At 41.9% G+C, this 14,340-nt stretch carries 9 protein-coding genes, 2 tRNA genes and 2 pseudogenes; 6 read left to right on the top strand and 7 right to left on the bottom strand.

Features of this window, described 5'->3' with window-relative positions; all coding sequences use genetic code 11:
• Positions 1 to 152: 152 nt before the first annotated feature.
• Complete coding sequence (locus tag SD31_RS09810) at positions 153 to 2,153, top strand: recombinase (protein WP_039053994.1); 2,001 nt, start codon at positions 153 to 155, stop codon at positions 2,151 to 2,153.
• Positions 2,154 to 2,171: 18 nt separating this feature from the next.
• Here SD31_RS09810 and SD31_RS09805 read toward each other — a convergent pair whose 3' ends face one another.
• From SD31_RS09805 to SD31_RS19055, 4 genes and pseudogenes are all read right to left on the bottom strand, one after another.
• Positions 2,172 to 3,110, bottom strand: a complete 939-nt coding sequence (locus SD31_RS09805; RefSeq protein ID WP_039053993.1) for an aspartate carbamoyltransferase catalytic subunit — start codon at positions 3,108 to 3,110, stop codon at positions 2,172 to 2,174.
• Between the two features lie 28 nt (positions 3,111 to 3,138).
• Positions 3,139 to 3,681 (bottom strand): annotated as a pseudogene (pyrR, locus tag SD31_RS09800) (bifunctional pyr operon transcriptional regulator/uracil phosphoribosyltransferase PyrR); the annotation flags it as partial.
• Between the two features lie 126 nt (positions 3,682 to 3,807).
• The gene (locus SD31_RS19060; RefSeq protein WP_231561422.1) at positions 3,808 to 5,352 is read right to left on the bottom strand and encodes an MFS transporter; all 1,545 of its coding nucleotides are present in this window, start codon (positions 5,350 to 5,352) and stop codon (positions 3,808 to 3,810) included.
• Positions 5,294 to 6,835 carry a DUF2723 domain-containing protein gene (locus SD31_RS19055; RefSeq protein WP_231561421.1) on the bottom strand — a complete coding sequence of 514 codons (1,542 nt, stop codon included), beginning with the start codon at positions 6,833 to 6,835 and terminating at the stop codon, positions 5,294 to 5,296. Before SD31_RS19055 ends, SD31_RS19060 begins: the two co-directional genes overlap by 59 nt.
• 327 nt (positions 6,836 to 7,162) lie before the next feature.
• Between SD31_RS19055 and SD31_RS09790 the strand changes: the two genes are divergently transcribed.
• The 3 genes from SD31_RS09790 to SD31_RS09780 all read left to right on the top strand — a co-directional run bounded on the left by SD31_RS09790 (position 7,163) and on the right by SD31_RS09780 (position 8,567).
• Positions 7,163 to 7,233, top strand: a tRNA-Gln gene (locus tag SD31_RS09790).
• 160 nt (positions 7,234 to 7,393) lie between these two features.
• Positions 7,394 to 7,464 (top strand) — tRNA-Gln (locus tag SD31_RS09785).
• Positions 7,465 to 7,610: 146 nt separating this feature from the next.
• Positions 7,611 to 8,567, top strand: coding sequence for a ribose-phosphate pyrophosphokinase (locus SD31_RS09780; RefSeq protein ID WP_039053992.1), 957 nt, complete (start codon positions 7,611 to 7,613; stop codon positions 8,565 to 8,567).
• 80 nt (positions 8,568 to 8,647) lie between these two features.
• Here SD31_RS09780 and SD31_RS19050 read toward each other — a convergent pair whose 3' ends face one another.
• From SD31_RS19050 to SD31_RS09770, 3 genes are read right to left on the bottom strand one after another with little or no spacing between them, the layout of a single operon-like run.
• Positions 8,648 to 9,073, bottom strand: coding sequence for a DUF1080 domain-containing protein (locus SD31_RS19050; protein ID WP_231561419.1), 426 nt, complete (start codon positions 9,071 to 9,073; stop codon positions 8,648 to 8,650).
• The gene (locus SD31_RS09775; protein WP_231561417.1) at positions 9,049 to 12,048 is read right to left on the bottom strand and encodes a DUF1080 domain-containing protein; all 3,000 of its coding nucleotides are present in this window, start codon (positions 12,046 to 12,048) and stop codon (positions 9,049 to 9,051) included. The genes SD31_RS19050 and SD31_RS09775 overlap by 25 nt, the downstream gene beginning before the upstream one ends.
• 18 nt (positions 12,049 to 12,066) lie before the next feature.
• Positions 12,067 to 13,248 (bottom strand): Gfo/Idh/MocA family oxidoreductase, encoded by a 1,182-nt coding sequence (locus SD31_RS09770; RefSeq protein WP_231561416.1) that lies wholly within the window; start codon positions 13,246 to 13,248, stop codon positions 12,067 to 12,069.
• Between the two features lie 282 nt (positions 13,249 to 13,530).
• Here SD31_RS09770 and SD31_RS09765 point away from each other — a divergent pair, with 282 nt between their 5' ends.
• Both SD31_RS09765 and SD31_RS20245 read left to right on the top strand, forming a co-directional pair.
• Entirely contained in the window at positions 13,531 to 14,121 is a 591-nt protein-coding gene (locus SD31_RS09765; RefSeq protein ID WP_039053991.1) for a 50S ribosomal protein L25/general stress protein Ctc, read from the top strand.
• An 80-nt stretch (positions 14,122 to 14,201) separates the two neighbouring features.
• Positions 14,202 to 14,340, top strand: a pseudogene (locus SD31_RS20245) (hypothetical protein); the annotation flags it as partial.

Raw genomic sequence — 14,340 nt, 5'->3', positions numbered from 1 at the left:
AACGCAAAATTTTACCTTAAAAGGGGTAATTTTAAATTATAATTTAACAWTTTTTTACATTGTACTATGTAAAATCCTAGCTTTTGTGATAAATTGCAAACTATACGTTAGAACGTACGTTTATACATGTTGTAAATTATCCGTATCAGGCTATGACTCCGACAGAACAGGAATTAATAAAACTTTTTAACCGGAAAAATATACAATCGTTAGAGGGGCTGGACTTCCTCATCGATTTGGTCGACATTTTCAGAAAGCATAAACATGCTTCACTTGTCGACCTTACTCCCCTAATCCTGCTGCTACAGGAAAGTCCTCGCTATAGAGAAATCCTCACCCAAAAGGTGGCTGATCTGGAACTCCATAAGCGGGATTTTGACAACATCATTTCGGATGTAGGTATTATCAACTATAGTGACTTTTTATTTGAGGTAAAAAAGCGTCTTATTGCTAAGCTCATTCCCCATCAAGCCCCCTTAGACTCATTAGAATATATTCTCAATCAGATATTTTATGCCCGAACAGACTATGATTGGATTCAAAGTATTCCAGACGAACAGCTGGTCAAGCTTTTCCAAATGCTGGAGAGTAACACCATCTATGCCGACAAAGAAGACAACCACTATATCTCAGAGATATTATATGGATTAGAAGTACTGACCCAACGGATTTCCGGCAGAGCCATGGAGTCCGAGGTCATCAAAATGACACCGGAATACCGCAACTTCGACAATCCCTTCATCGGATTGCTGCAAGAGATGGAGGCTATCATCATCTACATGAGAGATCAAAAGACATCCTTCATCAAAAGTACAGACCTTAACTACAAACAGCTGCTCATCCTTTTAGGGCAATGTGAAAAGTATATTGATGATGCCTTTTCCAACTCACAAAAGCTGGGGATATCCATGAAAGTGAATCAATCCTTGCTCAGGATCAAACAGCAGCTGGGAAGAATCAAAGACACTCTCCCGTTTATTGTGCTGGATGAAGAAAGCAAAAGTGTGCAACAGACCATTGATTTTATCAAACATCTAATCTTCATCAACACCAATAAGACGAATGTCAGAAGACTTATTAACGAGAGCACGCAGGCTGTGGCTTATGAGATTACACAGCACACTGCACAGACGGGTGAACATTACATCACCACCTCGCGCAGTGAATACGTCAAAATGTTTTGGTCTGCCTGTGGTGGTGGTGCTATCGTAAGCCTTCTATGCATCATCAAAGTCATGCTCGCCAAGGTTGACACCAGTATTTTCGGACATGCGGTACTGTACAGTCTTAACTATGCCGTAGGATTCACGGCTATCTATCTATTAGGATGTACGCTGGCGACAAAACAGCCAGCCATGACGGCTACCGCCTTGGTGAAAGCCCTGGAAAAGAAAAGTGATAATAAGGAAGAAAGAAACTATAAGTACTGGGAGTTCGCCCATTTCTTCTCTAAAGTTTTCCGTTCCCAATTTATAGCCTTCGTGGGCAACGTTTTCGTCGCCTTTCCTGTGGCTTTGCTCTTGGTATCAGGAATTGACAAAATATGGCATTACAACATTGCGGAAAGCAAATGGAAAACCTTGATGTTCGACTTAGACCCTATAGACTCTCCAGCGATTTTTCATGCCGCTATAGCCGGCGTATTTCTATTCCTGTCCGGAATTATTGCAGGAAGTGTGTCTAACCGGGACAAACACAATAACCTTTACTACCGCATAGAACAACATCCTATTCTTAAAAAACTGTTTGGTAAAGAAAAAACAAAGAAAATTGCCAGCATTTACCAGAAAAAATGGGCGGGTATTATATCCAACGTATGGTTTGGTGTATTTATGGGAATGACCGGATCTATCGGGATATTCTTGGGACTAAATATTGACATCCGACACATTACTTTTGCCAGTGGTAATCTGGCACTAGGAATTTACGGCAGTGACTTCCGTGCCACCACAGATACAATCATATGGGGCATTGTGGGGATAGGAATCATAGGCTTTGTAAACTTCATCGTCAGCTTCACCTTATCACTTTCCTTAGCTTTCCGCGCCCGCAAAATGAAGTTCTTCGAATTGATACTAGTAGGAAGGGCCATTTGGGCTTTGTTTTTGGTAAGTCCAATGCAATTTTTCTTTCCTCCTAAGAAAGAAGGATAAAAAAAGAGAGGTTAATGACTAACCTCTCTTTCCTGCCAACAGATATAGCACCGCCATTCGGACTGCGACCCCATTTTCTACCTGTTCAAGTATGATGGAGTGCTTGCTGTCCGCCACATCCGAGGTCAATTCTACCCCTCTGTTTATCGGTCCAGGGTGCATGATGGTTATTTCTTTGTCTAACGAATCTAAAATTTCCTTATTCAAGCCATAAAGCATAGAATATTCGCGCAGCGATGGAAAGTAAGCAATATCCTGACGTTCTAGCTGGATACGAAGCATGTTGGCCACATCACACCAGTTCAATGCTTTTCTAAGGTCGTGCTCTACCTTCACCCCCAGTGAAGTGATATATTTAGGGATTAATGTCGTAGGACCACAGACCATTACTTCCGCACCAAGCTTTTGCAAGCACAAAATATTGGAAAGGGCTACACGCGAATGCAATATGTCGCCAATGATGGCCACTTTACGTCCTGCCACATCACCGAACCGTTGACGGATACTGAAAGAGTCCAACAGAGCTTGCGTTGGGTGTTCGTGAGCGCCATCGCCGGCATTGACAATCTGTGCATTCACATGTTTACTCAAAAACACTCCTGCTCCGGCATATGGGTGACGCATCACTATCATGTCCACCTTCATCGCCAAAATATTGTTTACCGTATCGATCAACGTTTCTCCTTTGCTTACTGATGATGAGGATGCAGCAAAGTTGATGATATCTGCCGAAAGTCTTTTCTCCGCTAATTCGAAGGAAAGTCTTGTACGGGTAGAGTTTTCAAAGAAAACATTGGCTATAGTGATATCTCTCAACGAAGGAACTTTCTTGATAGGACGGTTGAGGACGTCTTTGAAATTAGCTGCTGTATCTAAAATGAGATGAATATCTTGTTCAGTTAGGTCTTTGATGCCTAATAGGTGGCGTGTACTTAACTGTTCTGCTGTAGTTGACATTGTAGAAATATTTGCCTTCAAAAATTAATTTTTTCTCTGTAACAAGTATGATGCTGTCCTCTTTGTCCACTTCTTCCCAGCTTACGATAACCTTTTGGGAGTCTATGGAATCCACCTGGATGCCAATATAATCCGGCTCTATAGGAATCTGTCTGGAGAATCTGCGGTCCACCAGCACGAGAAGTTCGATACGTTGCGCACGGCCAAAGGCTTGGATAGCATCCATGGCCGACCGGATGGTGCGACCGGTCCACAAAACATCATCGACGAAAATTACATTTTTCCCTTCAACGATAAAGTCGATCTGCGTACTGTTGGCCATCAAAGGCACATTGCCCTTCATACGGAAATCGTCTCTGAAAAAGGTGATATCCAAAGCTCCGTTTTCCACCTCTTTGCCCAACATGGATTTCAACTCTTTGACGATACGTTTAGCCAAAAAGGTTCCTCTAGGTTGAATACCTATTATCGCCGAATTACTGAAATCTCCGTGATTTTCAATCAATTGCTGACACAATCGCTGAATGGTAATCTGAAACTTAGGACCGTCTAATAAAATCGATTGTTTCATTATAGGATTATTTGGACAAAAATAGGCTTTTTTATTTATACTTGGAATAAAATCCTTGCGAAACCTTACTTCTATACATAAAAAAGAGGATGCTTATCAGCATCCTCTTTTTCTATATTGCAACGGCTATTCTCCGAAGAAGTAACCGTATTTTTTCCAAAGTTCGTCACACACTTTTTGGACGTCTGCGTCTTTATGTTGGTCTGCTACCATTTTTAGACGCTGCAAGCCTACCAGCGCCATACGTACATTGCGCTCAGACATCAAATCCTTGATATATTGGTTAGACTCATAGTAATGCATATTTTCTTTGATATACTTCAGGTTACGCAAAGCTATTTCTTTAGCCTTTGCCGACTCTCCTGTTTCGTACATCACATTAAGAAGTGGCGCATAACTCATCGCTTCACCCATCTGGTACACCTTCTTAGGTAAATTTTCATAGGCCTTCAACACTACGTCGTGCGCTTCTTTTTTCTTACCAGCCAACAACAAGTTCTGTGCTGTCTCTCCGAAGATCGAACTCAAATAGTAAGTAATGTAGCGGTATGAGTCCGGATCCAAGTACTTGGCATTACCCATGTTACCATACTTGTACTTGTTCATAATCTTGTCATACACAGAGTCTGTATCTTGGACAGAACCTTCTTCCTCTGCATTGGCAATTTTGGTATCCACAGGTATTAACCTTAAGGCAAAGCCTTCAGAGATAAGATATTTGTCCAATCCAAGATAATATTGGGAAGGTGTAGTGGTTGTGAAATAGATTGGACGCTTCCAATTGTTGTTGGCTAATATTGACAGTATAGAAAGCTCCGCACGAGAAACATAGTTCATCGGATAGGTGAAAACTAAAGAATCCACAATAGAATCTCTATATGCTTCCGGAACAACATTATTCGCCAAAACTGCCTGCTTGTCCACCTTTAGCTTCAGATTTTTGGTCGGAAGGATATTTACATTATCTCCCCCTTGCGTCTGCATCATATTTTGCGGATCATCTGACAACATCACTTCAAGAACGTCCTGCACATCTACCGACCCCGGAATCTGATAGTCGTAATAGAATATCACATCACGTACACCATCTTTGACTTTTTCCGGATTAATATTGATTGGCAAGGCATCAGCGTCATTGACTTTTTTCATCATCTGGCGCATATACCAGTCTGAGGAAAGCAAGCTCAAATTCACGACACGCACATCGGTACGTATGCCTTCCACCTCTTGCAGATACCACAATGGATAAGTATCGTTATCACCATAGGAGAACAGTATGGCATTAGGAGCACAAGACTCAAGGTAATTGAGAGCCATATCTCGAGATAGAGTCTTCTCCGAACGGTCATGATCATCCCAGTTTTGAGCTATCAATATTACGGGAGCTGCCAACATACCGACACCCGATACCGCTAGAGCTGCAGTCTTAGGATTTATTTTCTTAGACAGGAAGTCCCAAATAGCCATCACACCTAACCCAATCCAGATAGCAAAAGCATAGAACGACCCTGCATAGGCATAGTCACGCTCTCTTGGTTGCAGAGGCGTCTGGTTGAGGTATAGGACGATAGCAAGACCTGTAAAGAAAAAGAGCAGCATGACCACTCCGGCGTCACGTTGTCTTTTGCCAAAGTGCCAATAACCTCCTATCAGACCTAAAATCAGTGGCAAAAAGAAATAGGTAGTTACGGGAAGGATTTTGCTTCTCAGATTCCGGCAAATCAAACTGTCCTCCCACAAAAACGTTATCTATAGGCTTGATACCCGAAATCCAATTTCCTTCTAATACTGAACCATGTCCCTGAACATCGTTTTGTCTTCCCGCAAAGTTCCATAGGAAGTAGCGGAAATACATATGACCAATCTGATAACCGAAGAAGAATTTTAGATTGTCCGCAAAGGTTGGAGACTCATTAGGTCCCAAACCCAAATATTGTCTGTAGAAAGTCTTATGCGGCTCTTGATCACTGTATATTCGAGGAAATACAGTTTCGCGATCGTAACTATATTTTGTTTTTTTCTTGGCTACCACATATCTGTCTTTGTCTTTGCGGTACACCACCCCGTTGTCGAAAGCATCGATAGCTTTGGCATCAAAATATTTCCCTTTGAAAAGAGGTTCGTCCCCATATTGCTCACGGTTCAGATAACTCAAGAAAGAAAATGCATTATCCGGATCCGAGTTGTTTAAGGTAGGATCAGCCTTCGCACGGATCAATATCATAGCGAAAGAGCTATATCCGAAGATGATGAATCCCAAAGAGATTAAAGCAATATTAAGTATTGGCTTAGCTTTTTTGATGGAATAGACAATACCAAATACTAGGCCGCCTACCAACAAAAGCGAAAAGAATATTATGCCGGATCCAAACCCTAGACCTAGAGTGTTTACGAAGAATAAGTCCGTAAAGGCCGCAAACTTGATAAGGTATTGTATTACTCCCCAAAGGATGAGGGCTAAGACCACCACACCGATGAAGAAAGCCTTAAAAGCTCCTTTGAAGGTAGCCTTCTGTGTCTTACGGAAATAGATTACCAGCGCTATAGCAGGAATCACCAACAGGTTGAGCAGGTGCACACCTATAGACAGTCCCATCACATAAGCGATAAGTATCAACCAGCGGTTAGAATCCGGATCGTCCGCACGTACTTCCCATTTTAATATTGCCCAAAACACTATAGCTGTACACAAAGAAGACATCGCATATACCTCAGACTCCACGGCAGAAAACCAGAACGTATCGGTAAAGGCATAAGCTAAGGCTCCTACCAATCCTGAACCCATCACCACGATAGTCTGCACCGGACTAAGGGCTTCTTTGAGGTTAGGCCCCACAAATATCTTTCTTCCTAAAGCTGTTATCGACCAAAACAAAAATAGGATGGTCAATCCCGAACAAACTGCCGATCCCACGTTCATCCAATAGGCTATTTGGGATTTGTCGCCCATTGCCAGATTAGAGAAAATGTTTTGAATCATCAAAAAAAGAGGTGCGCCCGGCTGATGCACAATCTGCATCTTATATGCCGATGCAATAAATTCACCACAGTCCCACCAACTGGCTGTTCGCTCAGCTGTCATGATGTACACCACTGTAGCTATAAAAGCACATAGCCACCCCAGCAGATTGTTAATCTTGTTATAATTCATCATTTACTTTTAATAAGTCTTGTAATTAATCTGATATGTTATTTTATCGTTACAAATCAGAAGAATAACTGATCAAGTTAATCAAACGGTTGTTTGTGTTAAAACAATGCTTCGAAAATAAGGAATACATCAATACAAATGAATAAATAAATTACTTTTTAACACTGCTTTACATTTTTAGAGGACTCCATAGGTTTATCAGCTCTTTACAGAAGAAAAATATAGCCCTGAAAATCAATATAGATAAATTTTAGTGTTACAAAAAATTTGACAAGTAAAAAAAACAGTATATATTTGCATTGTCAAACGATATCGAAGTTTGACACAGTTTGTCCGATAGTATAACGGTAGTACGACAGATTTTGGTTCTGTTTGTCCAGGTTCGAATCCTGGTCGGACAACAAAAAAGAGAGTTGCGAAAGTAGCTCTCTTTTTTATGCTCGAAGAGAAGCTTTTTTGCAAAAAAAAATTAAAAATCATTTGCAGAATTAACATTTAGTTTTCTATCTTCGCAGCAGAATTTCGAAAGGCCTCCTGAGAGGTTAACAAATTCGACGGTATTGTCCGATAGTATAATGGTAGTACGACAGATTTTGGTTCTGTTTGTCTAGGTTCGAATCCTGGTCGGACAACAAAAAAGAGAGTTTCATTGCTGAAACTCTCTTTTTTATTCCCTCCTTCTGTCACGCTGACAACCTCATTATAAACTTTTTATTTTCAAATTCATTTCTCTAACTTTGTCCATCATTCACAAAAAACATATAAATACACACATACCATGCCTTTGCAATTTAACACCGTTAAATTATTCGCTGGTTCGGGAACCAAAGAACTCGCAGAAAAAATCGCCAAATCTTATGGTAAAGAATTAGGAGAGATGACTCTATCAAGATTCAGTGACGGCGAAATTCAACCGTTTTACAATGAATCTGTAAGAGGAAGTGATGTTTTTCTTATCCAATCTACCAACCAACCTACTGACAATCTTTTCGAACTTCTTTTAATGATCGACGCGGCGAAGAGAGCTTCAGCACACTACATTACAGCTGTTGTTCCGTACTTCGGTTTTGCACGTCAGGACCGTAAGGACAAACCTCGTGTCGCTATCGGAGCAAAAATGATTGCCAATCTGATTACTGCCGCCGGTGCCAGCCGTATCATGACGATGGACTTGCATGCTGCTCAGATTCAAGGATTCTTCGATATCCCTGTAGACCATCTGGATGGTTCGGTAATCTTCGTTCCTTACATCAAATCATTAAAATTACCAAACTTGACGATAGCTTCTCCGGATATGGGCGGTTCGTATCGTGCCCGTACTTTTGCTAAATTCTTCAATGCAGAGGTAATAATTTGTGACAAAAGACGCAAACGCGCCAATGAAATCGAGTCCATGTCTATCATCGGTGACGTGAAAGGACAAGATGTGGTGTTGATCGACGACATTTGCGATACAGCAGGTACTCTTTCCAAAGCTGCTGCCTTGATCATGGAAAATGGAGCAAACTCAGTAAGAGCCGTATGTACACATGCTGTCTTATCAGGTAAAGCTTACGAGACTATTGAAAATTCGGCACTTTCGGAAATGATTGTAACAGACACCATTCAGTTAGATCCTGAAAAAGCTAAGCATACGACAAAAATCAAAGTATTGTCTACAGCGGATCTTTTTGCTAAAGCAATAAAAAGTGTAAACGAACACTCGTCTATCTCAGATCTTTTTGTTGTGGAATAATAACCTTTTCAATATAAAACAAAAAAACCAACGCTTAAGCGTTGGTTTTTTTGTTTCATTAATTTTCTATTTCTATTTCATTATAGACTTTTGATACGGATATTTCTGAAAAACACTTCCGTACCATGACCTAAGAAGCCGATATGGCCTGATGTGCGTTTAAGTCCTGGATGGTCCTTCTTGTCTGGAGTACCATTCTTGGTAGCTTCCTTGATATCGCCATCCACGATAACTTTACCATTCAAGGTCACCTTAATTTTAGAGCCTTGCATTCGGATTTCCTGTTCATTCCATTCACCTGCAGGCTTTAATGCGCCGCGTTTCGCTGGAATGATACCATACACCGAGCCATGATACTGGTAAGGTTTCAAACTTTTATACACATCGGCATAATCATCCAAAACCTGAATTTCATATCCTAGATAAGCCGCATCGCCTTCCAATGGAGCTCGCACCCCAACCCCATTGTTGGCTCCTGGAGTTAGTTTGAATTCAAAACGTAACACGAAATCACTATACTCCTCTTTGGTGTAGATATTCTTGCCAATTTGGCATCGGGATTAGCGCGTAGTGCCCCCTCTTCATTGATCTCATAGGCAGGAGAGGAAGTCCATTTGTCGAGGTTTGTTCCGTCGAACAACATCTGGAACCCTTCTTTTTTCTCTTGCTCTGATAGGGTAAACACTTGCTTGCGTGGCAACTCCTTGATGAAGATATCTCTGTACCACACTTTAGAGCCATGAGCCTGCAGCTCTATCTGCTCTATTGGGAAAATTGGCTGGTTTCTATCCCAGTAATTTTCCATAGTTACGCTATCTACCACCAATTCACCGTTCAGCCATACCCATACTTTATCTCCTACCATACGGATTTTAAAATTGTTCCATTCTCCTAGTGGGTTATCGGCAACTTTCAGTGGCTTGGATTCATGCACTTTATTGTTGTATAGACCGCCGGATCCCACTTGGGCTCCCACATTGGTACGAGCGATATCCCAAATCTGTACCTGAGGGGTACCTCGTAGATAAACACCCGCGTCCGGCTCTTTACCGTTTTTGTCCAATTTCCAGTCCAAGATAAGTTCGAAGTCGCCATACTGCTTTACAGTAGCGATATTATCTCCCTTTCCGGAAAACACGAGCGTTCCATTTTCTACGTACCAGCTGTCACGCATTTTCTGATCTGCTATAGCCTGTTTTTCTGCAAGCTCTTTCTCTGACATCTTAGCACGCTTGATAGGGTTTTCCACTAAGCCTTTCCATCCCGAAAGATCTTTACCGTTGAAAAGAGAAACGTAGCCTTCTCCTTTAGGCATTTCAGCAAGATGGCGTACTATCGCTTCTCTCAAATACGAACTTTCGCTGCCTGAAAGATTATTTTTAGCTTGCTCCAGCCAATTGCGGACATCGGAACCGTAGTAAGACTTGTTGTCGGCAGTGATGTTCATCACTACATCTGTAGCGGTATCCTTTAGTTTAGGGTCGGACAAGAATCTACTTGCAAAAGCTAATGCAGAGTAGGTTCCTGTAGCTTTCAAGCTAGCAAGCGCCGTATTTTTCTGTGCGTCGGTTTGAGCAAATTCAAAAGCATCTTTCAGCAACAATGTTTTCTGGTCATTGTTAACAGTACTTGCATTAAGCTGCTTGATGAAGCCGTCGAAGATTATACCAAACAATTTACCGTCTTTCTCTGTACGTAACAGCGTAGTGAGGGCATCCAATGATGAGGGATTAGACCAGCTTGCCAAAGCTTTGATAGCATCCGTGCGCAAAGGATTATCTGTGCCAAGGTAGTTTTTTACCGTCTGCAGAGACTCATTGCTGCCCTCTCCGGCAAAGATCGGAAAGTAGCGAGCTGCTGATGGCGCCATGGATCGCGAAATGTTGGCCGAAAGCTTTTTAACGATATCGGCCTTGTTAGGATTGTTTTGCAAGGCCACGATAGCTGCTTTCTGAACCTGTTTGATTTCCTTAGCGTTGGCTTTGCCAAGCAGTTCCGCCAACGTATCGAAGTCGTCATCGTTGACCACGTTAGGCAGTGCTTCGAAAGCTGCAGCTCTCACATCGCCCTGTGCCGTATTGATAAGTTTGAAAATTTCAGCAGCGGACTGAGGATTCGATCGCTTCGATAACACATCCAACAATGCGAGTTGCGTCTTAGCATCTGCCGACACCAATGCACCATTCACAATGTTGATGGTTTGTGCATCCTTAGAGGTCAGCAATAATGTTTTTATTACGTTAAGCTCTTTTTCCGAAGCACCGGCAATCTGCTTGATAAGAAAAGCGGTATTTGTTCCTTTTGTCAATGCCGACAACGTGTTTAACGCTGCGATACGGGCATCTTCGTTCTTCAACTTTGGAAGGCTTTTTTCTATAGCTTTGATAGAAGATGTAGCATCTTTCGTCTTTAGGAAGTTGAGCACATTCTCCTGAGCTTCGGGCTCTAACTTAACCAGAGAAGAAGTAATCTTTTTCATCTCTGATACCGTAACATCGGTTCCCAACAGACCTAAAGCCACATTACGAAGGATAGTATTTTTACCCGAAGTCAAGGCCAACAGATTCTTACGTTGTCCTTTTGCGTCGAGTCTTGCAAGCAACTCCAATGCCGCAACTTTAGCCCCAATACCTTTGTCCTCTGAAGCTTCATTATACACTTTGGAAGCTACAGAGAGAGCTAGATTATTATGTCCGTTTTTCGCCAGGCTATTCGCGTATTCTAACAGCAGGGCAGAGGCATTCGTTCTGTCATACTCTAGGTTTACGGCTTTAGCCTTAGCATAAAGGATATCGAAAGACTTCTCGCCTCCTATTCTACTAAGGGCTGTCAATGCATTTCTTTGGAAGTTCTCCGAATTGTATTTACCTAGGAGCTCTATGATACGAGCTTCTGCCTCTTTGTTTCTTACCTCTCCTAAGGCTCCTATTATTGCATTTGCTCTTTTTTCGTTCACATCTCCGGCCAACGCTTTGTTAAGTGCCGCCGCAGAAGAAGGACTATTCACTGCGCTTAGCACGCGTGCTGCCTTTTCAGCCAGATAGTCGTCAGCAAGATAGGTTGCCACCTTCTCTACCGCATCATCCTTGGCACAGAACTTCAGCAGTTCTAGGATATAGCCTTTGTTGTTCGGATCTTTAACCTTATCCAAACCTAGAAGCAAGCCTTTCACATATTTGGCGCGAAAAGCTTCCTTGCCCGGCTGCATCACATACAGGGCGTATGAGTTTGTCGCAAACTCGATGGTGGAGTTGGTTTGCGTACCTTGTTTTCTCAACTTAGCCACAAGCTCGGCGATATCTTCTGAAGAGAAGTTCTCCAGCTCATGCATGGCCAACAAAAATTTGCTTTGCTCTTCGGCAGGCTGCTGTGCCAGCACGTCAGCAATTTTGGTTTCCGTCGTACGGCCTGCGGGTTGCTGTGCATAAGAAGCTGCCTGCAATAAAAGTAGTATCGATAGTGTATTAAAAATCTTTTTCATAATTGCTAGGTAAGGAAATTAAATAGTCCACGGACCTCTCATCGGTTGATTGATTAATCTGTTTGCAGCTTCGTCGTTGACAAACTCCTGCTTAGCAGAATCATAATGTAAGGTTCTGTTAAGGCGTAATGCCGCCAATCCCAAGTTCACTAACGTACAAGAATAGTAGCCGTTGATTTCATTCAAGGCAAACTTCTGACGTGTGCGCACCGCTTCCACAAAGTCCGTCATCTGCGGCTCTGGATCTGGATATTGTGCAAGCTTACGTTCCAAATCCGGAATATCGGACACAAAACCACGATACAGCTTACCTTTAGGTCCTTCGATATAAGCTTTACCTACTTCCGAACCTTCGCCATCCAAGATGATTTGACAGCCGTCGGCATAGGTGTAGGTAATTTTACGCCAGGTGCCTACAGCGTCAAAATGTTGTTGTGGGGCATCCACCTCTATCTTGATAGGGCTTTCGTTGTCCTTTCCTAAGAAATACTGTACCGGATCGAGATAATGCTGTCCCATATCTCCTAGCCCTCCTCCATCATAATCCCAGTACCCACGGAAAGTAGTATGAGTACGGTGTCTACTATATGGCTTGAAAGGTGCCGGACCTAACCACATGTCGTAGTCCAACTCTTTGGGTACCTGCTCTACAGGAAGGTTTTCTTTTCCTACCCAATAAAACTTCCAGTCAAAGCCGGTATGCTTGCTGATGGTAACCTTAAGCGGCCAGCCCAACAAACCTGTATCTACTAATTTTTTTATTTTCTTTACCGGAACATTCATTCCGTAAAATTTAGCGTCAAATCTAAACCATGTATTCAGACGGAAAATATTTCCGTGCTGCGCTACTGCCTCCATCACTTTTTTTCCTTCACCTATTGTGCGCGTCATCGGCTTTTCGCACCATATATCTTTCCCTGCACGGGCGGCTTCTACAGCCATGATACCATGCCAATGCGGCGGAGTAGCAATATGTACGATATCTACACTAGGATCTTGAATCAAGTCCCTGAAGTCATGGTATTCTTTAACACCACCACCTAAAGCTTTCTGTGCCAACTCCAGATGTCTTGTATCAACATCACAAATAGCTACTGTTTTCGTCCCGGCATATTTAAAGTGACCTCTACCCATCGAACCTACCCCAATAACTCCTTTGGTAAGGTGGTCGGATGGTGCTAAATAACCTTTACCTCCCAAAACGTGTCTGGGAACAATACTGAATGCTGCAGCTCCAATTCAATGATTTTTTAATAAAATCACGTCTTGAAGAATTCGTTTTTTCCATATGTTGATGCTATTTTGGTTTATAAATTAGGCTACAATATCCAATGACGCACATTGGAGACGTTCAAATATAAAAAATTTACAATAAACATTCCCGTTTATTGTAATTTTTTAAAATTAAGTCTATCAAACATTTATTTTTAATTTTTCAGAAAATATACTTATTTTTGCACCTCAAATTTTATTTAAAAACATATGAAATCAATTGCTATTAGCGGTTCTGTAAGACAGAACGTAGGGAAAAGAGATGCAAAAGAATTGCGCTACCAAGGCTTAGTTCCTGCAGTTCTTTATGGAGGTGCTGAACAAATCCACCTTTCTGTATCCGCAGCTGATTTGAAACCAGTTCTTTACACTGCTGACGTAGTATTCGTAGAATTAACTATCGACGGCAAAACTGTAAAAGCTATCGTTCAAGATGCTCAATTTCACCCATTGACTGACCAAGTAAGACACGTAGACTTCTTAGAGTTGATCGACGACAAAGAAGTTTCATTAAATATCCCTGTTAAATTAACAGGAACTTCACCAGGTGTTAAAATGGGGGGTAAATTAGTTCAAAAGTTGCGTAAGCTTCGTGTTAAAGCTTTACCAGCAAACCTTCCTCAATACATCGAGGTTCCTATGGAATCATTAGAAGTTGGTAAATCTATCCGTGTAGGTCAGATCCAATTAGAAAACGCAAGAATCTTAAACAACGCTGACGATACTATCGTATCTGTAGTAATGTCACGTGCATTGCGTCAAGCTGAACAAGAAGCAGCAAAAGCAGCGAAGAAAAAATAATTTTTTTCGACAGATATATAAAAAGGGCATCCATCATTGGAATGCCCTTTTTGTTTTAAATGATTTTATACCTTTGTGCTATGAATTTTCTTATCGTAGGTCTTGGAAATATAGGCAGCGAATATGCTGACACCCGACACAATATAGGTTTCATGGTTGCGGATGAGCTAGCCCGTCAGGCCGGCACAACTTGGTCATTCGGTATAGTAAGCGTGGCGA

The sequence above is a fragment of the Sphingobacterium sp. T2 genome (assembly GCF_000814685.1).
GTDB lineage: Bacteria > Bacteroidota > Bacteroidia > Sphingobacteriales > Sphingobacteriaceae > Sphingobacterium > Sphingobacterium thermophilum.
The sequence above is the reverse complement of the archived record's forward strand: the minus strand, read 5'-3'. Positions and strand labels throughout refer to the sequence as shown.

Excerpts from the sequence above, each read along its gene's own strand:
- SD31_RS09765 (WP_039053991.1), top strand. The coding sequence starts at position 13,531 with ATGAAATCAATTGCTATTAGCGGTTCTGTAAGACAGAACGTAGGGAAA.
- SD31_RS09780 (WP_039053992.1), top strand. The coding sequence starts at position 7,611 with ATGCCTTTGCAATTTAACACCGTTAAATTATTCGCTGGTTCGGGAACC.
- SD31_RS09805 (WP_039053993.1), bottom strand. The coding sequence starts at position 3,110 with ATGTCAACTACAGCAGAACAGTTAAGTACACGCCACCTATTAGGCATC.
- SD31_RS09810 (WP_039053994.1), top strand. The coding sequence starts at position 153 with ATGACTCCGACAGAACAGGAATTAATAAAACTTTTTAACCGGAAAAAT.
- SD31_RS09775 (WP_231561417.1), bottom strand. The coding sequence starts at position 12,048 with ATGAAAAAGATTTTTAATACACTATCGATACTACTTTTATTGCAGGCA.
- SD31_RS19055 (WP_231561421.1), bottom strand. The coding sequence starts at position 6,835 with ATGATGAATTATAACAAGATTAACAATCTGCTGGGGTGGCTATGTGCT.